A 21,943-nucleotide genomic window follows, 5' to 3' on the forward strand; every position below is an offset into this window, starting at 1 on the left:
GCGATGGTCGAGAAGACGGGCAAGCGCTGGCTGAGCGTGCTGGTACTGGCGTTGCTGGCGCTGCTCGCTTTTCTGCAGTATCGGTTGTGGTGGGCCGGCGGTGGCAGCGGCGGCAGCGTCGCCGCGCTGCAGGCCCAGGTCGACGGCCAGACCCGCGAGAACCAGGGGCTGCAGCAACGCAACGACGCGCTCGCCGCCGAGGTCGAGGACCTCAAGTCGGGCGAGGCAGCGGTCGAGGAGCGCGCGCGCAGCGAGCTGGGCATGATCAAGCCCGGCGAGACGTTCTATCGCGTGGTCGAAGCCAAGCCGCAGGCGCCGGGTGCGAATGCGGCCGCGGCGGTCAGCGCGGTGCAGAACGGCGCGGTGCCGGGCGAGCAGGCCGCGCCGGAAGAATCGAGCCTGGAAGAACAGGTCGACGAACCGCCCAGCGAACTGCCGCCTCCGGCGCCGGAGCCTGTGCCGTCCGGGCCGCCGGCGCATTGAAGCCGTGAGCGCGGAGACAGCGTCGGGCATCTGTTACCGCAAGGGATACGAGACATGATCTGGGCCGTGATTCCCGCTGCCGGCCGCGGCCAGCGCTTCGGCGGGCCGACGCCGAAACAATATCTGCATGCGGCCGGCAAGCCGCTGATCGAGCACGCTCTGAACGCCTTGCTTGCGCACCCGCGCGTGGCCGGGGCGATGGTCGCGCTGTCGCCCGCCGACACGCTTTGGCCGGGCTGGACCGAGCTGCACGGCAAACCGGTGTTGCGTTGTATCGGCGGCGGCGAGCGCGCCGATTCGGTGCTGGCGGCCTTGCGCGCGCTGCCCGAGGAGGTCGGGGACGAGTCCTTGGTGCTCGTGCACGATGCGGCCCGGCCGAACCTGCGTCGCGGCGATATCGATCTGCTGATCGCGGCGGCCGAAACCGGCGCCGACGGCGCGATTCTCGGTGCGCCCTTGCGCGACACCCTGAAGCGCGCCGCCGTCGGCCGCATCGCCGCCACCGAACCGCGCGACGGCCTGTGGCGCGCGTTCACGCCGCAGGCCTTCCGTCGCGGCGCCTTGACCGCGGCACTGGATGCGGCGGCGCAGGCCGGCGTGATCGTCACCGACGAGGCCTCGGCGATGGAGCGCATGGGCGCGAAACCGCACCTGGTCGAAGGCCGCGAGGACAACCTCAAGGTGACCACGCCGGCGGACCTGGCGTTGGCGGAATACCTGCTAGACAAAATCTGAGGAGATCGAAGTGAGGAGTGAAAAGTGAGGAGTGAGGAGCGAGCGAAAGCGCCGCATGCCGGCGCAACGCTCGGCTCCTGCTTCCGCTCACTCCTGAGTCCTCTTCGCTCACTCCTTCTGTGAGGAGTGAGCGACGGCGCGGCATGCTGGCGCCCAACGCTCCGGCTCTTGCTTCGGCTCACTCCTCACTCCTCTTCGCTCATTCCTTTACCGCAGGTCCACTCATGAATATTCGAATCGGCCAAGGCTACGACGTCCACGCATTCGGCGACGGCGACCACATCATGCTCGGCGGGGTGCGCGTGCCGCACGACCGCGGCGTGGTCGCGCATTCCGACGGCGACGTGGTCATCCACGCGCTGTGCGACGCGCTGCTCGGCGCGCTCGCGCTCGGCGACATCGGCCAGCATTTCCCGCCCAGCGACGAGCGTTGGCGCGATGCCGACAGCCGCCAATTCCTGCGTCATTGCCAGGTGCTGATCGCCGAGCGCGGCTACAAACTCGGCAATGCCGACGTCACCGTGGTCTGCGAACGGCCCAAGGTCGGCCCGCACGCGCAGGCGATGCGCGAGGCGTTGGCCGCCGATCTCGGCGTCGAGCTCGATGCGATCAGCATCAAGGCCACCACCAGCGAACAACTCGGTTTCACCGGCCGCCGCGAAGGCATCGCGGCGATGGCGGTATGCCTGCTGGTGTCGGCATGAGCGAGGATTCGCAGGACGGTATGGCGCCGGTCGGCGCCACGCAGGACGCCGCGCTCGCCCGCGCCCACGGTGCGGCCGTGCTCAGCGCGCGCATCCGCACTTCGTCGGAGGATTTCCGGGTCGAGGAACTGCCCGGTTTCGCCGCCAGCGGCAGCGGCGAGCATTTGCTGCTGACCGTGGAAAAGCGCGGCATGAACACCGCCTTCGCGGCCAAGCGCATCGCCGCCTGGGCCGGCATCGGCGAGGTCGGGATCGGCTACGCCGGGCTCAAGGACCGGCATGCGGTCACCGTGCAGCGCTTCAGCGTGCACCTGCCCAAGCGCATCGCGCCGGACCTGGCCGGCCTGCAGGACGACGAGTTGCGCGTGCTCGACAGCCAATGGCATGCGAAGAAACTGCCGCGCGGCGCCTTGGCCGGCAACCGCTTCGTGCTGACCCTGCGCGAGATCGAAGGCCAGCGCGAGGCGATCGATGCACGCCTGGCCCACATCGCCGCACGCGGCGTGCCGAACTATTTCGGCGAACAACGCTTCGGCCGCGACGGCGACAACGTCGCCAACGCCCTGGCGATGTTCGGCGGGCGCCGGGTGCGCCGCGAGCAACGCAGCCTGTTGCTGTCGGCGGCGCGTTCGGAACTGTTCAACCGCGCCCTCGCGGTGCGTGTGGCCGACGGCAGTTGGGACGGTTTGCGCGACGGCGCGCCGCTCGCCGGCGAGGTCTGGGCCCTGGCCGGCAGCCGCAGCGTGTTCGGCCCCGAAGCCTGGAGCGAAACGCTCGCGCAACGTCTGGCCGCTTTCGACATCCATCCCAGCGGACCCTTGTGGGGGCGCGGCGAACTGCGCAGCACCGACGCGGTACGGGCGTTGGAGCTGGCCGCGCTCGAAGGCGAGCAGGTCTTGGCCCTGCGCGCGGGTCTGGAAGCGGCGGGACTCGATCAGGAGCGCCGTGCGCTGCGTCTGCGCCCGGATGGCCTGGCCTGGCGCTGGCTCGACGACGGTGCCCTGGAAGTGTCTTTCGCTTTGCCGGCCGGCGCCTATGCGACCGTGGTTCTGGCCGAGCTCGGCGAGATCCGTTCCGGCCCGGGCTGAGGTCGAATCCGCGTTCGCGCGATTCTCGCCAACCCAGGCGGCGCTTGCCTCAAACCAACGGATTCGCCCGCGTTCTCGCCGCTTTCGGCCTTCGTAAACGACCGTTCGTCGGGTGCGACGTGGTGGCACTGGTTCACGATTCCGGCCGGCGTATAAGCCGAAGGTGACAGCCGGCAGGTGCCGGTTGCCGTTCGGTCGCGCCAAGCCGCCGCCGGACTCCACCGCGTCAGGGAGTCGGGTCATGAACGCTATGTTGCGTATTGCCGTCCTGTCGTTGTCGGTGCTGGGCCTGGCGGCGTGCGCCGGCACCCAGACCAAGAGCAGCTATGCCGAGCCGTCGGTTTCCAGACACGCCGTCGCCGGCATGTCGCGCGACGATCATTACGTCAGCGCGGTCGAGCGCCTCGCCAAGAGCCGCGGCATCGAAGTGGTCTGGGTCAATCCGCCGGACCGCCGCACGATAGGCGGGCATCAGGAAGAGTGACGCCGCCGGCGGGTCCGCCCCGAGGGTCGGGTTCGAACTCGGCCCAGGGGCTCAGCGCCGTTTGCGCGGCGCGAGCAGTACCAGCACCGCTCCGGTGCCGCCCTGCGCGGGCGGTGCCGAGTGGAAGGCCAGGGTGTCGGCGCGCTGGCGCAGCATCCGGTCGACCAGGTTCTTGAGCACCGGCAGGCCGCGGCTGTCGACGAAGTCGTTGCCGCCGCCGCGGCCTTTGCCGTGGATCACCCGCACGCAGCCCACGCCGTGTTCGCGGGCATCGTTGAGGAAGGCGCGCAGCAGCGCCTCGGCCTCGCGCACAGGGCTGCCGTGCAGGTCCAGTTCTTCCTGCGCCGAGATCTCGCCGCGTTTCAGGCGCGCGAACACCCGCGGCGGCAATTCGTCGCGGCGATAGCTCAGCGCATCGCCGGCTTCGAGCAGGTTTTCTTCCAGGGCATGGCGGAACTCGTCGCGGGCCTCGGCCTCGTCGCGTTCGGCCATGCGTGCGCGCGGGCGCGGCTTCGGCGAGGTCGGCGGCAGCGGCGCGTCGGGCAGGCGGCGGACCTCGCCGATCGCGGCACGGAACAGGGCCGCGTCGTCGCTGTCGTCGTCGGGACGGTCGGGTGGGGGCGTCATGGCCACAGCATAAAAGCCCCGGCCCATCCTTGGGACCTGCGACCCGTCGGTATCGGGCCGGCACCGGGGAAAAACGAAAGAGCGGTGCGCGCCAAGAAGTCCCCTCGCGCCGTTCGGCGCGCATGCGTCGGCGAACACCGCGAGCATTCAGTTCAGCATGGACGGCGGGCGATGCGTGGGCCGGCCTGTAAGAACAGACAGGTGAGGGCCGGGCAGGGCAGATGCGGCCCGGGCGAGTGCCGGGGCCGAATCGCCGCGGGCTCGCAGGCGGCCGCAGCGATGACAGGCAGCGGGACAGACTGCGGTTATAGGAAGATCAGCCCCAGCGCCACCGCACGCGCGCAGGCGGCGCGCCGGCCCTTGACGCCGAGCTTGCGCGAGACCTGCTGCAGGTGGAAGTTCACCGTGCGCTCGCTGATCCGCAGGATCACCGAGATCTCCCACGAGGTCTTGCCGACCGCCGACCAGCGCAGCACTTCGCGCTCGCGTTCGCTGAGCGTCGGCAGCGGTTGGCGCTGGCGCATCAGGCGGTCGAGGGTGGCCTGCATGCAATTGACGAAATACACCGCCGAGGCGACCGTCGGGACCATCTCGCGCGGGTCGACGATCGCGGTGTGGGTGAAGGTCATGAACGACCAGCGCATGCCCTGCGACCAGCTCGGCACGGTGATGCCGCCGCGCAGGCCGTGTTCGCCGGCGATCTCGAGCGTGCGTCGCGTGCGCTGCATCAGGTAGACGCGTTGGCCGAGCTCGTAGCTGGTCTGGCCGCGACAGTTCCATGACGCCGCCGGCAGGCCCTCGCGGGCCTGGATGATGCGCGGGTCGGAGCGTTCGGCCTGGGCCGAGGCGAGGCCGGGATAGGTCTTGGACCAGTCGCTGGCGAAATCCTCGAAGTAGAAGAAATCCTTGGACGGCCCGCCGCCCTGGCCGGGCTGCAGCGCCGGCTCCTGCAGTTTCATCGCATAGCCATGATGCTGAAACCCGAGCGCCCTGGTATAGGCGGACGTGGCGGACTTCACTTCGTCGAGCGACTGGGCCCGAAACACGCGATCGATATGCTCCCAATACTGCATGCCTTACCTGCATTCAGTCGGTACGGAGCCCATCTTAACGCCAGGCGCCTGTCCGAACCCCCCGGCCAGATCGGGTATCATCCTGCCTTTGATTGCGGAATCCTCATGCGCGTATTGGTCAGCAACGACGACGGCGTCGACGCACCCGGCATTCGCATTCTCGCTCAGGGGCTGCGCGAGGCCGGTCACGAGGTGCTGGTGGTTGCTCCCGATCGCGACCGCTCCGGCGCCAGCAATTCGCTGACGCTGGACATGCCGATCCGCGTGCACAAGCTCGACGAGTCGACCTGGCGCGTGTCCGGCACCCCGACCGACTGCGTGCACGTGGCGATCACCGGCATGCTCGAAGCCGAGCCCGACATCGTCGTGTCCGGCATCAACAATACCGCCAACCTCGGCGACGACGTGATCTATTCGGGCACCGTCGCCGCGGCGATGGAAGGCCGTTTCCTCGGCCTGCCGGCCGTGGCCATGTCGCTGGCGACCGCCGACCACGTCGGCCATCACTACGAAACCGCGGCGCGCGCGGCGGTGGAGATCATCGCCCGCCTGCGCACCGATCCGCTGCCGGCCGACACCATCCTCAACGTCAACGTGCCCGATCTGCCCTGGGGCGAGATCGCCGGTTTCGAAGTCACCCGCCTGGGCAACCGCCACCGCGCCGAAGCCTGCACCCCGCAACAAGACCCGCGCGGCCGCCAGTGGTGGTGGATCGGCGCGGCCGGCGCCGAGCAAGACGCAGGCCCCGGCACCGACTTCCAGGCCGTGCGCACCGGCAATATCTCGATCACCCCGATTCACGTCGACCTGACCCGCTATCAGGCGCTCGAACAGGTCGCCAGTTGGGTCGGCGGCCTGGCCGCCGCGCTCGCGCAGCCGGAGCCACGGGCGCCGGAGTCGACCGCATGATCCAGCGCATGCGCCTGCAGCCCGAAGCGATCGGCAGCGGCCTGACCTCGCAGCGCGTGCGCGACCGCCTGGTCGAGCGCCTGCGCGAGGCCGGCATCCGCGACGAGCGCGTGCTCAACGCGATCCGCACCGTGCCGCGCCACCTGTTCGTCGACGAAGCGTTGGCGATGCGCGCCTACGAAGACACCGCCTTGCCGATCGGCCACGGCCAGACCATTTCCCAACCCTGGGTGGTGGCCAAGATGACCGAGGCCCTGCTCGAAGACGGCATACCCGGCAAAGTGCTGGAGATCGGCACCGGCTCGGGCTACCAGGCCGCGATCCTCGCCGCGCTCGGCCTGGAAGTGCATACCGTCGAACGCATCGGCGAGTTGCTGCGCACCGCGCGCAAGCGATTCCGCCAACTCGGTCTCAACGTGCGCAGCAAGCACGACGACGGCCGCATCGGTTGGCCCGAAAACGGTCCCTTCGACGCGATCATCGTCACCGCGGCCGCGCCTGCGCTGGTCGATGCCTTGACCGACCAGCTCGCCGTCGGCGGCACCCTGATCGCGCCGGTCGGCGCGTCCTCGTCGCAGTCGCTGTTGAAGCTGCGCAAGGACGCCGACGGCAACATCAGCCAACATACGCTCGCGCCGGTGGTCTTCGTGCCATTGCTGTCGGGCATGATCGACTGACACCTCACCCGACAGGGGTTCGCTTTTGAAGATCTTCGGACCGCTCTACGAGCGCGCGTTGACCTGGGCCCGGCATCGCCACGCGCCGGCCTATCTCACCGGCTTGAGCTTCGTGGAAGCCATCATTTTCCCGATCATGCCCGAGGTGATGCTGGCGCCGATGTGCGTCGGTGCGCCGCGGCGCGCGTTCTGGTTCGCCACCTTGAGCCTGATCGGCTCGATGGCCGGCGCCCTGGTCGGCTATGCCCTGGGCCATTACGCCTTCGAGGCGCTCAAGCCGGTGTTCGCGGCGATGGGCATGCTCGCCGGCATCGAGTCCGGCATCGCCACGGTCCAGGCCAAGATGGCCGAATCGCCGTGGGCGGTGTTCACCTTCCTGGTCCTCGGCGGTTTCATGCCGATCCCGATGAAGGTGTTCACCTGGGCGTCGGGTATCGTCGGCGTGCCTATGCTGCAATACGTGCTGAGCATGTTGATCGGCCGCGGCAAGCGCGTGTTCCTGCTGGCGCTGGCGATCCGCATCGGCGGCGAACGCGCCGAGGCGACGCTGCGACGCTACATCGAGCCGATCGGCTGGATTGCCACGGCCATCATCGCGGTCGCCGTAGTCTGGCTGATATGGCGCTCGCAGCAGGGCTGAGGCCGCTGCGGACCCCGCAATGACGAAACACCGGTACATGGACGCTGCAAGAGGATGCGCATGATCAAGACGACCCGGACCCCGACCCTGGCGATGGCCGCCTGCGTTCTGGCCGCGCTTGCCCTGATCGGCTGTTCGAGCACGGTGGTCCGCGAACCCTCGCGCGGTCATTCCAGCCGCGGCCCGTCGCGCCCCTCCTCGCGTCCGGCGCCGCCGCGTCCATCCAGGCCGAAGCCCGGCGCGACCATCGTCGTGCAGCGCGGCGAAGGCTTGTATCGCATCGCCACCAACAACGGCATCCAGGTCGCCGACCTCGCCGCCTGGAACGGCCTCTCGCCGCCTTACACCCTTTACCCGGGCCAGCGTCTGCGCCTGTACCCGTCCAGCGGCGGCGGGACTCGCCCATCGCCAGGGGCACCGTCGAGCGCGGGCACCAGCGCGCCGCGCCCCGTGCCGGCGGCGCCGGTCGCCGCACCGATCAACAGCGGTATCCGCTGGCGTTGGCCGGCCGACGGCCCCTTGCTGAGCCGCTACGTCGCCAACGAGCCGACCAAGCAGGGCGTCGACATCGCCGGCTCCAGCGGCGCCGCGGTCCGCGCGGCTGCCGACGGCGTGGTGGTCTATTCGGGCACCGGCCTGGTCGGCTACGGCGAGCTGATCATCGTCAAGCACAACGAACAGTGGCTGTCGGCCTACGGCCACAACCGCAAGCGCCTGGTCAACGAGGGCCAGGTGGTCAAGTCCGGCGAACAGATCGCCGAGATGGGGCGCAGCGGCGCCGCGCGCGACATGCTGCACTTCGAGGTGCGCTACAACGCCAAGCCGGTCGATCCGTTGTTGTACCTGCCGGCGAAGTAATCGGCCGCGCACCCGCCGTCGCGGCGGGGCGCCGAGTCAGCCCATGGATTTCGCGACCTTGAAAGCGGCCTGGCCATGGATCGGCATCGTCGACTGTCCGGGCCGGTTCGTGCTCAAGGATGCCGATCCCGCGCTGATGCCCGCGGACCTGCTCGGTTCCGATATTCCCGTGTCCGAACACCGCAGCATCCGGGCGCGCGACGCGATTCTCGTCGCGTGGCTGATCGATGGCGGCCTGATTTCCTATCGCCGGGCCGACGGGGGCTGCCTGCACACGCTCAATACGCCCGAGGGCATGACGCGAAAACTGTCGCAGTTGGGCCTCGCGCCGCCTTAGGCGCGGCCACGCATCGCCACCGCGCCTGCCGTTTGCCGATGCGCCGTGCCCCGGGATTCGACCGCAGAAGCACCCGCGCGCGAGCGTGGGCCGGATCGATGCAGAATTAGCCGCGAAAAACAGTCTGAAGGATCAGCATGTCGACACCGCCCGACGAAGACAACACCCGGCCGCTGAGCCTGGACGAGATCGCTCGCCTGGATGCGCTCAAGTCCGACGGCGTGCCGGCTGCGATATTGATCGTCGTGGTGACGCTCGTGGTGGTGTTGATGACGTGGGAACGTTACGGCGCTTTCTGGACCGCGGTGGAGTTGCTCGTCGGCCTCGCAATGGCGGCGATGACGGTGCTGGGCCGTTCCGGCGCCAACGCGAATCTTCAGGCCGACATGGACGGCGGCATCAAGCGGCTCGCCGTGGCGACGGTGGTGAAAGTTACTCATGATGATGAGCAATCTCGCTGCCGCATCGGACTGCGGACCGAGGAAACCCCACCGTGCACGCTCGAATTTATCCCGCCGGCCCGCGTGTTCTTCGAGGTCGAATACGGCGAGCAAGTCCGCATCGCCTATGCGCCGCTCAGCAAGACCGTCATCAGCGTCGTCGCGCTGGGATGCGAGTACGAGCTGGGTGCGCAGAGTACGGCTTCGCAGGCCGCACCGGAGCACGACGATTCGGCCGACGCGCGTCTGCAACTGCGCAGGGCTCAGCGCGACGCCGCGCGAAAACTGCGACGGACCGCGCCGTCCACGCGAGCGGATCTCGACCGCCAGGACGATCTTGGTCAGCTTCGCCCGGAAGCGACGGCGAGCAGCGATGACGCGCCGCAAGCGGCGAAGCCGCGCGTAACCGGGCCCCTCAACGGACACGACCGGGACAGATTGGCTGCGAGGCGAGTGAGCGGCTGCGGAATCGTCGCGTTCCTCTGCATCCTGGGCCTGGTTTTAGCGGTGGTATGCATTTTGGCCAGCTTGAACGGCATCGACGCAGGAGCGACCGCGGCCATGGTGGTCGCGGTTCTCCTGGCGGCGGCCGTGGTGGCTTTCGTCGTGACGAACGAAGACGACAAGTTGCAGTCCGACCTGGACATGGGGGTCAAGGTCAGCGTCTGCGGCCGCATCAGCCACATGCGTACCGAGAGTTCCGAAGGCGGCGGCAGCCCTTATTGCTTCATCACGGTGACGGTCGACGAGCCGCCGCCGCGGACGATCGTGTTCCTGGTGGAAAGCCGCTTGTTCCATGCGCTGCTGCCGGAAGATGCGGTGCGCATCGTCTACGTCCCGGCGAGCAAGACCCTTCTGCATCTGCAGACCGACTCGTACAGCTACTCGTTGCGCCTGGAACCGGATTGACCGCGATCGGCGGCGCTCGATCGAGTGATGACAAGCCGAGGGGCGGCGAAGCTCGGCCGCGACGACGGGGCGGCATCGATATCGGAGGCCGGATCGATAGCGATTTCGACGCGGCAGTTCGACCGCGGCGATGGCGGCGCGCGGAGCGATGCCGCTCTTTAAAGCGCGGCGGGTCGGTTTGCCTCATGTTTCAGGCGAGTGCCGGGCACGCACTGCGATGTCCGGTAGGTGTAGTCGTGTCCCCAGGCGCGGAACCCGGTGGTGTCGATGTGCAGACGGCGAGCATCGTAAAACCCGAGGCCGAAGCCGCTCGCCGGTCCGCGCCGGCGCCAGAACGCGCACAGCTCGCGTGTCGGGGCGTCGGTGGCGAGATCGAAATCGTAGGCGCCGCCGCTCATGTGCCGGCTGCGCGAGCTGCCGCCTTCGCAGCGATTGAGGGCTTCGTCGCGGTATCCGGACGTGATCTCGGCGCCGTCGAGCAGCCCGGCGCCGCGCAGCTCAGCGATCAGGCGCAGGCTGCGCACCGTGTCGGGCCAGGCCGGTTTCGGCGGCAATGCGAATTCGGGCGCGCCGCAGATACGCCAGCGGCGGCCGCTGCGCAGTAACTGCATCATCGGTACGGACTCGCCAGCGCCGTGAGCGAGCAGATAACGGCGATATTCCTCGACCGCGGCGTGGTGGCCGTCGCCGAGCCAGCGCTGGTAGCGCTGCGCCGGCGTAGGCAGGGCGCAGGCGGCGAGCAGGATTGCCGGCATCAGTACGAGGCCACGCGTCGGCCAGCGCAAGCGCGGCCCGGCCGAGCTCATGCGCCGAGCACGAATCCCATGACGATGCGCCGGCCTTCGCCGGCCAGCACGTTGAAGGTGCGCGCGGCGGCGGGGTTGGTCATGGTTTCCAGGCCGACGCCGCGGCCGAGGCAGGCGGCCAGAGTCGCGGGCGGCGGAAACGCCTGGGTCGCGCCGCAACCGAGCACGATCAATTCGGGTTCCAGGGCGAACACCGGCGCCAGGTCTTCGATGGTCAGGGTCTTCACGTCCAGTACCGGCCAATCCTCGATGAGCCGGTTCGGCGCGAGGATGAAGCTGCGTTCCAGGCGGCGATCGTTGACCAGGGCGACCTGGCCGTCGGCGCCCCGCAGGAAGAACTCGTGATCGGGGCGTTCCAGGGTCAGTTGCATGGGGCGGGAATCGGGAATGGGGAGTCGGGAATGGCTTGAAGCCGGAGTGGAGCTGGGGTGGGGGCTTTCCGACTCCCTATGCCCGACTCCCCATTCCCGGCTTCATCAAGTCCGCGGCAGGACGATCTGGCGCTTTTCCTTGCTCGGGCGGTACAGCACGGCGGTATGGCCGATGCGTTGGACCAGGGCGGCGTCGGTGCGCTCGGCAATCTCAGCGATGGCTGCGTCGCGGGTGTCGCGGTCTTCGGCGCCGACCTTGATCTTGATCAGTTCGTGGTGCTCGAGGGCGTTATCGACCTCGGCGACCAGCGCATCGGTGATGCCCTTGCCACCGACCTGGAGCATGGCCTTGAGGTCGTGGGCCTGTCCGCGCAGGAAACGGGTCTGGGCGGAGGTCAACAGGGTGGGCATTGGGTCACACGAACGGAGCGGGAGGGGCGCTCAGGGTATCATGGCGTCCCCAACCCCCACCGGGACGGCCGCCCGCACATGGCGACCCGCAGCAAAAGCAGCCAACGCTGGCTCAAGGAACACTTCTCGGACCCCTTCGTAAAGAAGGCCAAGGCCGAAGGTCTGCGTTCGCGCGCCGCCTACAAACTCGAGGAACTGGTCGAGCGCGACCGGCTGCTCAAGCCGGGCATGGTCGTGGTGGACCTCGGCGCCGCCCCGGGCGGGTGGTCGCAATGGGTCCGCCAGGAGCTGGACCGCCTCAACGCGGCCAAGCCGGGCCGGATCATCGCCCTGGACATCCTGGAGATGCCCGGCCTGGCCGGGGTCGAGTTCATCCTCGGCGATTTCCGCGAGGACCAGGTCTTAACCCAGCTCGAGCAGGCCCTGGCCGGGCAGACCGTGGACCTTGTGCTGTCGGACATGGCCCCCAATATGAGCGGTGTGGACGCGGTGGACCTGCCGCGGGCGATGCACCTTTCCGAGCTGGCGATGGATTTCGCCGACCGGCACCTAAGGGTCGACGGCACCTTCCTGATCAAGCTGTTCCAGGGGGTGGGCTTCGATGATTACGTGCGGGAACTGCGCCGTCGCTACGCCAAGGTCTCGATCCGCAAGCCGGCGGCCTCGCGCAAGCGATCCCCGGAGGTGTACGCGCTGGCGCAGGGCAAGCGGGCCACGCCGACCTGAACGCCAAGGCGTCGGGCCGGCGGCCGGCCGACCCAGCTGCTTTTGGCAGGTGTCCGGTGGCGGGTGGTGTGACAATCTGAGCGGTACCGCCGGCGCAAGAGGCGTCGGAGGACACGAGGCCCCACAGGGCCGCAGGCTAGGAAATACATGAACGATTTGGCCAAGAATCTGCTGCTTTGGGTAATCGTCGCCGTCGTACTGATGGTGGTGTTCCAGGCGTTCGGCCCGCGTGCGGCGGGCACCGATGCGATCTCCTACGATCAGTTCATCGCCCAGGTCCAGAGCGACCGGGTCAAGGAGATCAAATTCTCCGACGATCGCACCACGATCACCGGCACGCGCAAGGACGACACCAAGTTCACCACCTACGCCGCGCAAGACCCTTACCTGATCAACGACCTGCTTAATCACAAGGTCGAGACCGTGCAGACGCCGCAGTCGAGCAGCCCGTCGCTGGTGGTGATCCTGATCAACGTCCTGCCCTGGTTGCTGTTCATCGGCATCTGGGTCTATTTCATGCGCCAGATGCAGCAGGGCGGCAGCAAGGGTGCGATGAGCTTCGGCCGTTCGCGCGCCAAGTTGCAGGGCGAGGACCAGGTCAAGGTGACCCTGGCCGACGTCGCCGGTTGCGACGAGGCCAAGGAAGAAGTCGGCGAGCTGGTCGAGTTCCTGCGCGATCCGTCCAAGTTCCAGAAGCTCGGCGGCAAGATCCCGCGCGGCGTGCTGATGGTCGGCCCGCCGGGTACCGGCAAGACCTTGCTCGCGCGCGCCATCGCCGGCGAAGCCAAGGTGCCGTTCTTCAGCATTTCCGGTTCCGACTTCGTCGAGATGTTCGTCGGCGTCGGCGCCAGCCGCGTGCGCGACATGTTCGAGCAGGCCAAGAAGCACGCCCCCTGCATCATCTTCATCGACGAAATCGACGCGGTCGGCCGTCATCGCGGCGCCGGTCTCGGCGGCGGTCATGACGAGCGCGAGCAGACCCTCAACCAGTTGCTGGTCGAGATGGACGGTTTCGAAGGCGGCGAAGGCGTGATCGTGATCGCCGCGACCAACCGCCCCGACGTGCTCGATCCGGCGCTGCTGCGTCCGGGCCGTTTCGACCGCCAGGTCGTGGTCGGTCTGCCGGACGTGAAGGGCCGCGAGCAGATCCTGCGCGTGCACATGCGCAAGCTGCCGCTGCACGACGACGTCGAGCCGATGACCATCGCCCGCGGCACCCCGGGCTTCAGCGGCGCCGACCTGGCCAATCTCTGCAACGAGGCGGCATTGTTCGCCGCGCGCGAGAACGGCAAGGACGTGCGCATGGAGCACTTCGACAAGGCCCGCGACAAGATCCTGATGGGCGCCGAGCGCCGCTCGATGGCCATGAGCGAAGACGAGAAGAAGCTGACCGCCTACCACGAGGCCGGCCACGCCATCGTCGGCCGCGTCGTGCCCGAGCACGACCCGGTCTACAAGGTCACCATCATTCCGCGCGGCCGCGCCCTCGGCGTGACCATGTACCTGCCGGAAGGCGACAAGTACTCGATGAACCGCGTGGCCATCGAATCGATGCTGTGCTCGCTGTACGGCGGCCGTGTCGCCGAGGAGCTGATCTTCGGCGTCGACAAGGTCACCACCGGCGCGTCCAACGACATCGAGCGCGCCACCAAGATGGCCCGCAACATGGTCACCAAGTGGGGCCTCAGCGACGAGATGGGCCCGATCGCCTACGGCGAAGAAGAAGACGAAGTCTTCCTCGGCCGTTCGGTCACCCAGCACAAGAACGTGTCCAACGAGACCGCGCGCAGGATCGACGAAGTCGTGCGCGGCATCCTCGACAAGGCCTACGGCCGTACCTCGCAGATCCTCAAGGACAACCTCGACAAGCTGCACATGATGGCCGAGGCCCTGCTGCAGTACGAAACCATCGACGCCGCGCAGATCGACGAGATCATGGCCGGCCGCGAGCCGGGTCCGCCGGCCGATTGGGCCAAGTCGGGCCGCATCTCCAAGGACGACCCGGGTCCGGGTCGCCCCGGCAGCCAGATCGGCGGGCCTGCGGCGCAGACCTGAAGGCCGGGATTCGGGTTTCGGAACTCGACATCGGTAAAGCAAAAGCGAACGGCGCCCGAGAAATCGGGCGCCGTTTTGTTTGGGCCGGGATTTGGGATTCGGGATTAGGGATTGGCAAAGGCCAGAGCCTGGAAGGACATCCAGGTCAGCTGGATATCTTTGCTTCCGACCGGAGATGAAAGCCCCAGGACGCTTGCGTAAGTTAGAGGCAGCGCGAAAACTCTTCCCGATTCCCGATTCCCGATTCCCGATTCCCGATTCCCGATTCCCGATTCCCGATTCCCGATTCCCGATTCCCGATTCCGGTCCCCAATCCAATGTTCGAACTCGCCACCACCCTCGACTGCAACGGCCGCCGCCTCGTCCTCGACCGCCCGCGGATCATGGGCATCGTCAACGTGACGCCCGATTCCTTCTCCGACGGCGGCGCTCACAACAGCCTCGAGGCTGCCGTGGCGCATGGCCTGAAGCTGGCCGGGGAGGGCGCCGACCTGCTCGACATCGGCGGCGAATCCACCCGCCCCGGCGCCGCCGAGGTGCCGCTGGAGGAAGAGCTGCGGCGCACGATCCCGGTGATCGAACGTCTAGCCCGCGAGACCGGGCTGCCGATCAGCATCGACACCTCCAAGCCGGAGGTCATGCGTGCCGCGGTCGCGGCCGGCGCCGGCCTGATCAACGATGTCTACGCGCTGCGCCGCGAGGGCGCGCTCGATGTCGCCGCCGAACTCGGCGTGCCGGTGGTGCTGATGCACATGCAGGGCGAGCCGCGTTCGATGCAGGCCGACCCGGTCTACGACGACGTCGTCGCCGAAGTGCATCGTTTCCTGGTCGAGCGTCTGTTCGCCGCCGAGATGGCCGGCATCGCCAAGAAACGGATCGTCGTCGATCCCGGCTTCGGCTTCGGCAAGACCCTCGCCCACAACCTGGCCTTGCTTGCGCAGTTGCAGCGTTTCGGCGAACTCGGCGTGCCGGTGCTCGCGGGGCTGTCGCGCAAGCGCAGCATCGGCGAGCTTACCGGCCGCGACGACGCGCACGAGCGCGTCCACGGTTCGGTGGCCGCGCACCTGATCGCGGCCCAGCGCGGCGCGAAGCTGCTGCGCGTGCACGACGTCGCCGCCACCGTCGATGCGATCAAGGTCTGGGAAGCGGTCGCGGCGCAGCCGATGCCGCGGCGCGCGGCCGCGTCGGCGCCGGGTCTGAAGTGGCCCGACGACGAGTAAGTCCCTTCGCCGTTGCGATGCCCGGCGCGTAGCCTCGATTACCGGAACGGAAGCGGCGGCCCGCGGCTTGAGCGCGGAAAACCGCAATCGCCGCAGCGCAGGGTCTGCGGCGCAGTGCGTTCAGCGGCAGATCGTTGCGAGCGATCTGTCGCCCGCTTAGCGCCATCTCGTCTTCAACAATCGCCATGATCGCGAAAGCCTTGCCGCGCAAGGCGTGAAACACCTTGCATGAAGATTGTCCGCAGCCTTGTCCACAGGCATCGCGGACGGCGCGATGCGCTCGCTTCGATGCGCCCGAAGCTGCGGTGCCGTCCCTCCTGAGTTTCGGGCACCGAAGCATCGAGCCGTATCGATGCCTTCGATCCTGACCTGAGCGGGCGCTCGCGAAGTCAAGCATTTGACGCGGTGGGCAAGGCTTGTTCTTCGACACGGGAGCGGCGGTCAAAATTTCGCCATAATCCGTGCGCCCTTGCCGTACAAAGCGTGAAACCCGATTCCATCGTATGTGTCCGCAGCTTTGTCCACAGCGATTGTGGACATTGCGCAAGCCGTTTCGCGCAATGAGCGGCCTGCGCTTGTGCATCGGCCGGAAAATTTGCGCGATCCCGGGCGGGAGCGAAGCCTGCCATGCGCGTTCGAGCCTCGTTCGCGCCAGGCGGGACCGATGCGCGGCCAGGCGATTTCGGCCCTTTTCGTGCGTGGTCAAATTTTCGCCATAGTTGCTTCGGCCTTGCGGCATAAGGCGTGAAACCCGATTGCATCGCCGCTGTCCGCAGGTTTGTCCACAGGCTTTGTGGACATCGCTGCGCGCATGCCGCGGGCGATGCGGTCGCCTGTTTGTTGCGAGGCGATACGACACCATGCCGTTTGTGTCCGTAGCGGCGACGGGCGTTCATCGAGTGCTGCATCGCCTTCCATGTCAAGCCTTCGGCGACGAATTCCCGCGGATTTCCTCGCGACGGACGCGTGGCGAAAAATTGATCAAACTTGTCGCGGCCTTGTCACATAAGGCGTGAAACACGGTTGCACGGTGTCTGTCCGCAGGTTTGTCCACAGCGATTGTGGACAGCGCTTCGCGTCGCTTGCGCGCGCCGTGGTCGTGCGGCGATTCGGATCGGTTGGGGATGCCGACTATGAGATGCAAGTCAAGAAAAATAAGTGATCAATAAATGATCAAACTTATCGCGAGCGTTACGCCGCAACGGATTGCGCTTGCTCCGCGACAGACTGTCCGCAGGCTTGTCCACAGGCTGTGTGGACAAACGTCATGGCCTGGTCAAAAAAACGACAAACAAGCGTGATCCCTTGCCAGGCCTGGGCGCGATGGGTTTGTCCACAGGCTTGCCCCAGTGCTTCTCCACAACGTCTGTGGAGCGCGCGTTGCCGCGCCGACCAGGTCGCGAGTGGGGCAGGTTGGGCCGAACCGCCGCTTCCTCGATGCCCGCGCCTGTGCGAGGCTGCCGGCTCGCTCCACCGCCGTGCCGCCGTCCCGCATGAACGTTTCCGCCGATCCCCGTCCGCTCGTCATCGCCCTGATGGGCCCGACCGCGTCAGGCAAGACCGCGCTCGCCCTGGAGTGGGCGCGGCGCCTCGGCGGCGAGATCGTGAGCGTGGATTCGGCCCTGGTCTATCGCGGCCTGGACATCGGCGCGGCCAAGCCGAGCGCCGCCGAGCTGGCCAGCGTGCGCCATCACTTGATCGACGTGCGCGAGCCCTGGCAGCCGTATTCGGCCGCCGAGTTCGCGCTCGACGCCCGCCGCGCGCTCGACGACATCGCCGGCCGCGGGCGCCTGCCGATCCTCGCTGGCGGCACCGGCCTGTACTTCCACGCCTTGCTGCACGGCCTGTCGGCCATGCCCGAGGCCGATCCGGCCACGCGCGCGCAGCTCGTCGCCGAAGCCGAGACGCTCGGCTGGGCGGCCCTGCACGAGCAACTGGCACAGGTCGACCCCGAGGCCGCGGCGCGCATCCACGCCACCGACGCCCAGCGTATCCAGCGCGCGCTGGAAGTGTTCCGCCTGTCCGGGCGCAGCATGAGCGAGTGGCGTCGCGCCTCGCTCGCCGCGCCGCGCCTGCCGTACCGCGTGCTCAAGCTGGTGCTGGCGCCGGCCGAGCGCGCGGTGCTGCATGCCCGTATCGAGCGCCGCTTCGAGCAGATGCTCGCCCAGGGTTTCCTCGATGAAGTCCGCGGCCTGCGCGCGTTGCCGGCGCTGCAGGCGCATCCGCGGCCGCAGGACTTGCCGGCGATCCGCGCGGTCGGCTACCGCCAGGCCTGGGAGCACCTCGACGGCGACTACGACGCCCGGGAATTCCGCGATCGCGGCGTTTACGCCACCCGCCAGCTCGCCAAGCGCCAGTTGACCTGGCTGCGCGGCGAGCTTGACGCCCGCTGGTTCGATCCTTTGCGCGATGCGGCCGAACTGGAGGGCGCCCTGGCCCTGTTTATGGGCGCCGGCCCGCTATAGACACATTCGGCGCTTAGAATGAGGCGCGTAAACCCGGAACCGGGTCGCAATGTTTGCTATCACTTGCGTTAACATCGGCCGGTCGCCCTGTGGGGACAACAGCCGGCGATACGGCCGTGCTCCGCACCATCGGTGCCGGGCGTGCCGTCCTAATAACTAGAACATGCTGGGGAATTAGAAGATGTCTAAGGGGCAATCCCTACAGGATCCTTTCCTGAATGCGCTGCGTCGCGAACGCGTACCGGTCTCGGTCTACCTGGTCAACGGCATCAAGCTGCAGGGCACGATCGAATCCTTCGACCAATTCGTGGTGCTGTTGCGCAATACCGTGAGTCAGATGGTCTACAAGCACGCCATTTCCACCGTGGTTCCCGCGCGCAATGTCCGCGTCGGTCCGGGCGGCGGCTATGTGCAGTCCGCCGATGGCAGCGACAATGGCGACGGCGGCGACGAAACTGAGTAATCCGATGACGATGGCGGCGCTCGCGCCGACGGTGCGGACCAGTGTTTGAACGTTCGCGCAAAGGTGAGCACGCGCTGTTGATCCAGCCTCATGCCGGCGGGCCGCCGGATGAGGACCTGCTGGAAGAGTTCGCCGACCTGGCCCGGTCGGCGGGCGCGAGCGTGGCCGCGGTCCTGACCGCGCGCATCGACCGCCCGAACGCGGCGACCCTGATCGGCAGCGGCAAGCTCGACGAGGTCAAGGCCGCGGCCGAGGCCAGCGGCGCCGACCTGATCTTGGTCAATCACCCCTTGTCGCCGGGCCAGGAGCGCAATCTCGAGCGCTTCCTCGAACGGCGCGTGGTCGACCGCACCGGCCTGATCCTCGACATCTTCTCCCAGCGCGCGAAGAGCTCGGAAGGCAAGCTGCAGGTCGAACTGGCCCAGCTCAAGCACATGGCGACGCGCCTGGTGCGCGGCTGGACCCACCTGGAACGCCAGCGCGGCGGCTCCATCGGCCTGCGCGGCCCCGGCGAAACCCAGCTCGAAACCGACCGCCGCCTGCTGCAGAAACGCCTGGAGCAATTGCAGCGCCGCCTCGACAAGGTCGAAGTGCAGCGCACCCAGATGCGCCGCGCGCGCCTGCGCAGCGAACTACCGCGCGTGGCCCTGGTCGGCTACACCAACGCCGGCAAATCCACCCTGTTCAATGCGATGACCGGTGCCGAGGCCTACGCCGCCGACCAGTTGTTCGCGACCCTCGACCCGACCGTACGCCGGATCGAGCTCTCCGGCGGCGCCGCGGTGCTGGCCGACACGGTCGGTTTCGTCCGCGACCTGCCGCATGAGCTGGTCGCCGCGTTCCGCTCGACCCTGTCGGAGGCGCGCGAGGCCGACCTGCTGCTGCACGTGATCGACGCCGCCGACCCGCTGCGCGACGAGCGCATCGCCCAGGTCGACGCGGTCCTGAACGAAATCGGCGCCGGCGATCTGCCGCAGGTGCTGGTGTTCAACAAGATCGACCGCCTCGACGGGGTCGAGCCGCGCATCGACCGGCCCGGCGAAGACAGCAGCCGGGTCTGGGTGTCGGCCCGCGACGGCCAGGGCCTGGACCTGCTGCGCAGCGCGCTGGGCGAGGCCCTGCAGCTGCGCCACGTCGCCGGCAGCGTGCGGATCGCGCCGCAGGACGCACGCCTGCGCGCGCGCCTGCACGAGCTCGGCGCGGTGCGTTCGGAACAGGCCGACGAGCACGGCTGGCTGGTCGAGGTCGACCTGGCCGTGGCCGACGCCCAGCGCCTGTTCGCCCAGGCCAACGGCGAAGCATTGCGCCCCTTGCTTGAGGCCGTTCAGGCCCCCACCTAGAATCGACGGGTTCGTGCGCGGGTGACTGCGTGCGGACTCCCGCGGCGCAACCGGCGCCGTGGACCGGTCGCGGCGCAGGCCGAGGCCGGTGCAGCGGGCTGGACACAGGACGTCCCGCCCGGCGCCCACATCTTTAGGAGCAGGCATGGCCTGGAACACCCCTGGCAGTGACAATTCCGGCGACAACCCGCGTCCGCCGCGACAACGCAAACCGCAAGGTCGCGGTCTCGATGCTGTGATCGAGCCCTTGCGCGGCTTGTTCGGCAACGGAGGCGGCGGGATCCTGCGCTGGGTCGCGCTGCTGATCGGCCTGTGGCTGGTGTTCAACTGCTTCGTGCTCGTCACCGAGCAGGAACGCGGCGTGGTCCTGCGCTTCGGCGTGTTCTCGCGCGTGCTGCAGCCCGGCCCGCACTTCAAGGCGCCGTGGCCGATCGAACGCGTGACCAAGCTCAACGCGACCCAGAGCCAGGCCTACACCGAGACCATCCCGGTGCTGACCCGCGACGGCAACATGGTCAACGTCGAGATCAACGCCCAGTACCGGATCGAATCGCCGCGACTGTTCCTGTTCGGCTCGCGCAAGCCCGACGACGTGCTCAAGCAGGCCGCCCAGAGCGCCGTGCGCGAGCAGATCGGCCGCTCCGACCTCGACACCGTGCTCGGCGCGCGCAGCGTGCTGACCACGCAGGTGCGCCAGCGCCTGCAGGCCTCGCTGAAGGACTACGAGACCGGCCTGATCCTGACCGAGCTCAACCTGCCCAACGCGCGCCCGCCGGACGAGGTCAAGGACGCGTTCGACGAAGCGCAGCGCGCCAACGCCGACAAGACCACCTCGATCAACCAGGCCCAGGCCTACGCCAAGCAGATCGTTCCGGAAGCGCGAGGCGAGGCCCAGCGCGTGCGCACCACGGCCGAGGGTTACAAGACCTCGACCGTCGCCCGCGCCCAGGGCGACGCGACCCGCTTCTCGCTGCTGGTCGACCAGTACAAGAGCGCGCCCGACGTCACCCGTAAGCGCCTGTGGCTCGACACCGTGCAAGACGTGTTGAGCCAGAACCGCAAGATCGTCGGCGGCGATTCGCGCCAGGTGCTGTACGTGCCGATGGATCGCAACGTGCCGACCACCCCGGGCCCGGTCAGCGTGCCGCTGGTGACCCAGCCGGAAATGCTGAGCCCGGTCACCGCGACCGAATCGCAGTCCACCGTGCCCTATGTCGGCCGCCCCGCGCGTCCGAAGTCCCGCGACGAGGTGATCCGATGAGAGTTCCCGCCCTGATTGCCGCGGGCATCGCCTTGCTGCTCGCGTTGCTGGGTTCGGTGTTCGTGGTCAGCGAAGGCCACAGCGCGATCGTGTTCCGCCTCGGCACCGTGGTGCGCGAGGACATCGGCCCCGGCCTGCGCTTCAAGTGGCCGCTGATCGAGACCGCGCGGGTGTTCGACCGCCGCCTGCAGATCCTCGAATCGCCGCCGGAGCGTTACCTGACCGCCGACAAGCTCGACGTCAGCGTCGACTTCTTCGCTCTCGGCCAGATCGACGACATGCGCCGCTTCTTCCAGGCTACCGGCGGCGACGAAACCGTCGCGGTCGAGCGCCTGGCGCCGATCATCCGCGATTCGCTGCGCAACGAGATCAACTCGCTGAATCTGCTCGACGTGGTCAAGGGCGATCGCGAAGCGGTGATCGGCAAGCAGCTCGAGACGATCAACAAGGGCGCCGCGACCCTGGGTATCCGCATCAAGGACATCCGCATCAAGCGCATCGACCTGCCGCAGGACAGCAACGTGCTGGCCTCGGTGTACAACCAGATGCGTTCGCAGCGCCTGCAGGTCGCCAGCCAACTGCGCGCCGAAGGCGTCGAACAGTCGCAGGCGATCCGCGCCACCGCCGACCGCGACAAGACCGTGATCCTGGCCGAAGCCGAACGCGACGCCCAGCGCCTGCGCGGCGAAGGCGACGCCGAAGCCACCCGCCTGTACGGCGAGGCCGCCAGCAAGGACCCGGCGTTCTTCACCTTCCAGCGCAGCCTGGAGAGCTATCGCAAGTCCTTCGCCGACGGCCAGAGCGTGATCGTGCTCGACCGCGACGATCCGTTCCTGCAATACCTCAAGTCCGACCGCTGAT

Annotated in this window: 24 protein-coding genes and 1 pseudogene; 19 read left to right on the forward strand and 6 right to left on the reverse strand. The window is 68.0% G+C overall.

The genetic code is table 11. The features are described from left to right. Positions 1-3: 3 nt before the first annotated feature. The 5 genes and pseudogenes from ftsB to ACTJJK_RS17290 form a co-directional block, all read left to right on the forward strand. Positions 4-375: pseudogene (ftsB, locus tag ACTJJK_RS17270) on the forward strand (cell division protein FtsB); the annotation flags it as partial. A 153-nt stretch (positions 376-528) separates the two neighbouring features. After that, positions 529-1,218, forward strand: coding sequence for a 2-C-methyl-D-erythritol 4-phosphate cytidylyltransferase (gene ispD / locus ACTJJK_RS17275; RefSeq protein ID WP_440730824.1), 690 nt, complete (start codon positions 529-531; stop codon positions 1,216-1,218). Between the two features lie 224 nt (positions 1,219-1,442). Then, on the forward strand, positions 1,443-1,922 hold the full coding sequence (gene ispF, locus ACTJJK_RS17280; protein WP_031374360.1) for a 2-C-methyl-D-erythritol 2,4-cyclodiphosphate synthase: 480 nt from the start codon (positions 1,443-1,445) through the stop codon (positions 1,920-1,922). Continuing rightward, the gene (gene truD / locus ACTJJK_RS17285) at positions 1,919-3,010 is read left to right on the forward strand and encodes a tRNA pseudouridine(13) synthase TruD (protein WP_440730802.1); all 1,092 of its coding nucleotides are present in this window, start codon (positions 1,919-1,921) and stop codon (positions 3,008-3,010) included. Before ispF ends, truD begins: the two co-directional genes overlap by 4 nt. A 241-nt stretch (positions 3,011-3,251) precedes the next feature. Next, the gene (locus ACTJJK_RS17290; protein ID WP_152566445.1) at positions 3,252-3,494 is read left to right on the forward strand and encodes a hypothetical protein; all 243 of its coding nucleotides are present in this window, start codon (positions 3,252-3,254) and stop codon (positions 3,492-3,494) included. 51 nt (positions 3,495-3,545) lie between these two features. Here the strand turns inward: ACTJJK_RS17290 and ACTJJK_RS17295 are convergent, their stop codons facing one another. Both ACTJJK_RS17295 and ACTJJK_RS17300 read right to left on the reverse strand, forming a co-directional pair. Beyond that, entirely contained in the window at positions 3,546-4,121 is a 576-nt protein-coding gene (locus tag ACTJJK_RS17295; RefSeq protein ID WP_031374357.1) for a Smr/MutS family protein, read from the reverse strand. Positions 4,122-4,426: 305 nt separating this feature from the next. Continuing rightward, entirely contained in the window at positions 4,427-5,194 is a 768-nt protein-coding gene (locus ACTJJK_RS17300; RefSeq protein ID WP_440730803.1) for a helix-turn-helix transcriptional regulator, read from the reverse strand. 105 nt (positions 5,195-5,299) lie between these two features. On the opposite strand from ACTJJK_RS17300, the gene surE reads away from it, so the two are divergent. The 6 genes from surE (at position 5,300) to ACTJJK_RS17330 (ending at position 9,964) form a co-directional block, all read left to right on the forward strand. Further along, on the forward strand, positions 5,300-6,103 hold the full coding sequence (gene surE / locus ACTJJK_RS17305) for a 5'/3'-nucleotidase SurE (RefSeq protein WP_031374355.1): 804 nt from the start codon (positions 5,300-5,302) through the stop codon (positions 6,101-6,103). Further along, on the forward strand, positions 6,100-6,780 hold the full coding sequence (locus ACTJJK_RS17310; RefSeq protein WP_031374354.1) for a protein-L-isoaspartate(D-aspartate) O-methyltransferase: 681 nt from the start codon (positions 6,100-6,102) through the stop codon (positions 6,778-6,780). Before surE ends, ACTJJK_RS17310 begins: the two co-directional genes overlap by 4 nt. A gap of 25 nt (positions 6,781-6,805) precedes the next feature. Beyond that, a complete protein-coding gene (locus ACTJJK_RS17315) occupies positions 6,806-7,420 on the forward strand; it encodes a YqaA family protein (protein WP_031374353.1) in 615 nt (204 codons plus the stop codon). Positions 7,421-7,480: 60 nt separating this feature from the next. Then, positions 7,481-8,278, forward strand: a complete 798-nt coding sequence (locus ACTJJK_RS17320; protein WP_152566444.1) for a peptidoglycan DD-metalloendopeptidase family protein — start codon at positions 7,481-7,483, stop codon at positions 8,276-8,278. Between the two features lie 43 nt (positions 8,279-8,321). Next, positions 8,322-8,615 carry a hypothetical protein gene (locus ACTJJK_RS17325; RefSeq protein ID WP_440730804.1) on the forward strand — a complete coding sequence of 98 codons (294 nt, stop codon included), beginning with the start codon at positions 8,322-8,324 and terminating at the stop codon, positions 8,613-8,615. Between the two features lie 137 nt (positions 8,616-8,752). Then, on the forward strand, positions 8,753-9,964 hold the full coding sequence (locus ACTJJK_RS17330; protein ID WP_440730805.1) for a hypothetical protein: 1,212 nt from the start codon (positions 8,753-8,755) through the stop codon (positions 9,962-9,964). Positions 9,965-10,122: 158 nt separating this feature from the next. On the opposite strand, the gene ACTJJK_RS17335 is transcribed toward ACTJJK_RS17330, so the two are convergent. The 3 genes from ACTJJK_RS17335 to yhbY form a co-directional block, all read right to left on the reverse strand. Further along, positions 10,123-10,770 carry a D-Ala-D-Ala carboxypeptidase family metallohydrolase gene (locus tag ACTJJK_RS17335; RefSeq protein ID WP_440730806.1) on the reverse strand — a complete coding sequence of 216 codons (648 nt, stop codon included), beginning with the start codon at positions 10,768-10,770 and terminating at the stop codon, positions 10,123-10,125. Beyond that, complete coding sequence (locus tag ACTJJK_RS17340) at positions 10,767-11,141, reverse strand: Mth938-like domain-containing protein (RefSeq protein WP_031374348.1); 375 nt, start codon at positions 11,139-11,141, stop codon at positions 10,767-10,769. The genes ACTJJK_RS17335 and ACTJJK_RS17340 overlap by 4 nt, the downstream gene beginning before the upstream one ends. Positions 11,142-11,246: 105 nt before the next feature. Then, complete coding sequence (yhbY, locus tag ACTJJK_RS17345) at positions 11,247-11,552, reverse strand: ribosome assembly RNA-binding protein YhbY (protein ID WP_031374347.1); 306 nt, start codon at positions 11,550-11,552, stop codon at positions 11,247-11,249. Between the two features lie 78 nt (positions 11,553-11,630). On the opposite strand from yhbY, the gene rlmE reads away from it, so the two are divergent. The 3 genes from rlmE (at position 11,631) to folP (ending at position 15,553) form a co-directional block, all read left to right on the forward strand. Further along, positions 11,631-12,278, forward strand: coding sequence for a 23S rRNA (uridine(2552)-2'-O)-methyltransferase RlmE (gene rlmE / locus ACTJJK_RS17350; protein WP_031374346.1), 648 nt, complete (start codon positions 11,631-11,633; stop codon positions 12,276-12,278). A gap of 201 nt (positions 12,279-12,479) precedes the next feature. Continuing rightward, positions 12,480-14,333 (forward strand): ATP-dependent zinc metalloprotease FtsH, encoded by a 1,854-nt coding sequence (ftsH, locus tag ACTJJK_RS17355; protein WP_440730825.1) that lies wholly within the window; start codon positions 12,480-12,482, stop codon positions 14,331-14,333. Between the two features lie 317 nt (positions 14,334-14,650). Beyond that, positions 14,651-15,553, forward strand: coding sequence for a dihydropteroate synthase (gene folP / locus ACTJJK_RS17360; RefSeq protein WP_031374344.1), 903 nt, complete (start codon positions 14,651-14,653; stop codon positions 15,551-15,553). 702 nt (positions 15,554-16,255) lie between these two features. On the opposite strand, the gene ACTJJK_RS17365 is transcribed toward folP, so the two are convergent. Beyond that, positions 16,256-16,471, reverse strand: coding sequence for a hypothetical protein (locus ACTJJK_RS17365; RefSeq protein WP_152566441.1), 216 nt, complete (start codon positions 16,469-16,471; stop codon positions 16,256-16,258). A gap of 575 nt (positions 16,472-17,046) precedes the next feature. Between ACTJJK_RS17365 and miaA the strand changes: the two genes are divergently transcribed. The 5 genes from miaA to hflC all read left to right on the forward strand — a co-directional run bounded on the left by miaA (position 17,047) and on the right by hflC (position 21,942). Next, positions 17,047-18,018: a tRNA (adenosine(37)-N6)-dimethylallyltransferase MiaA gene (gene miaA / locus ACTJJK_RS17370; RefSeq protein WP_440730807.1), complete on the forward strand. Its 972-nt coding sequence runs from the start codon at positions 17,047-17,049 to the stop codon at positions 18,016-18,018. A 181-nt stretch (positions 18,019-18,199) separates the two neighbouring features. Further along, complete coding sequence (gene hfq, locus ACTJJK_RS17375) at positions 18,200-18,481, forward strand: RNA chaperone Hfq (RefSeq protein ID WP_031374342.1); 282 nt, start codon at positions 18,200-18,202, stop codon at positions 18,479-18,481. Positions 18,482-18,522: 41 nt separating this feature from the next. Further along, the gene (hflX, locus tag ACTJJK_RS17380) at positions 18,523-19,821 is read left to right on the forward strand and encodes a ribosome rescue GTPase HflX (RefSeq protein WP_031374341.1); all 1,299 of its coding nucleotides are present in this window, start codon (positions 18,523-18,525) and stop codon (positions 19,819-19,821) included. A gap of 145 nt (positions 19,822-19,966) precedes the next feature. Beyond that, complete coding sequence (gene hflK, locus ACTJJK_RS17385; RefSeq protein WP_031374340.1) at positions 19,967-21,082, forward strand: FtsH protease activity modulator HflK; 1,116 nt, start codon at positions 19,967-19,969, stop codon at positions 21,080-21,082. Beyond that, positions 21,079-21,942 carry a protease modulator HflC gene (hflC, locus tag ACTJJK_RS17390; RefSeq protein ID WP_408950584.1) on the forward strand — a complete coding sequence of 288 codons (864 nt, stop codon included), beginning with the start codon at positions 21,079-21,081 and terminating at the stop codon, positions 21,940-21,942. Before hflK ends, hflC begins: the two co-directional genes overlap by 4 nt. Position 21,943: the final 1 nt, after the last annotated feature.

Origin of the sequence: Lysobacter sp. 22409, assembly GCF_052045105.1 — a bacterium.
GTDB lineage: Bacteria > Pseudomonadota > Gammaproteobacteria > Xanthomonadales > Xanthomonadaceae > Lysobacter > Lysobacter antibioticus_B.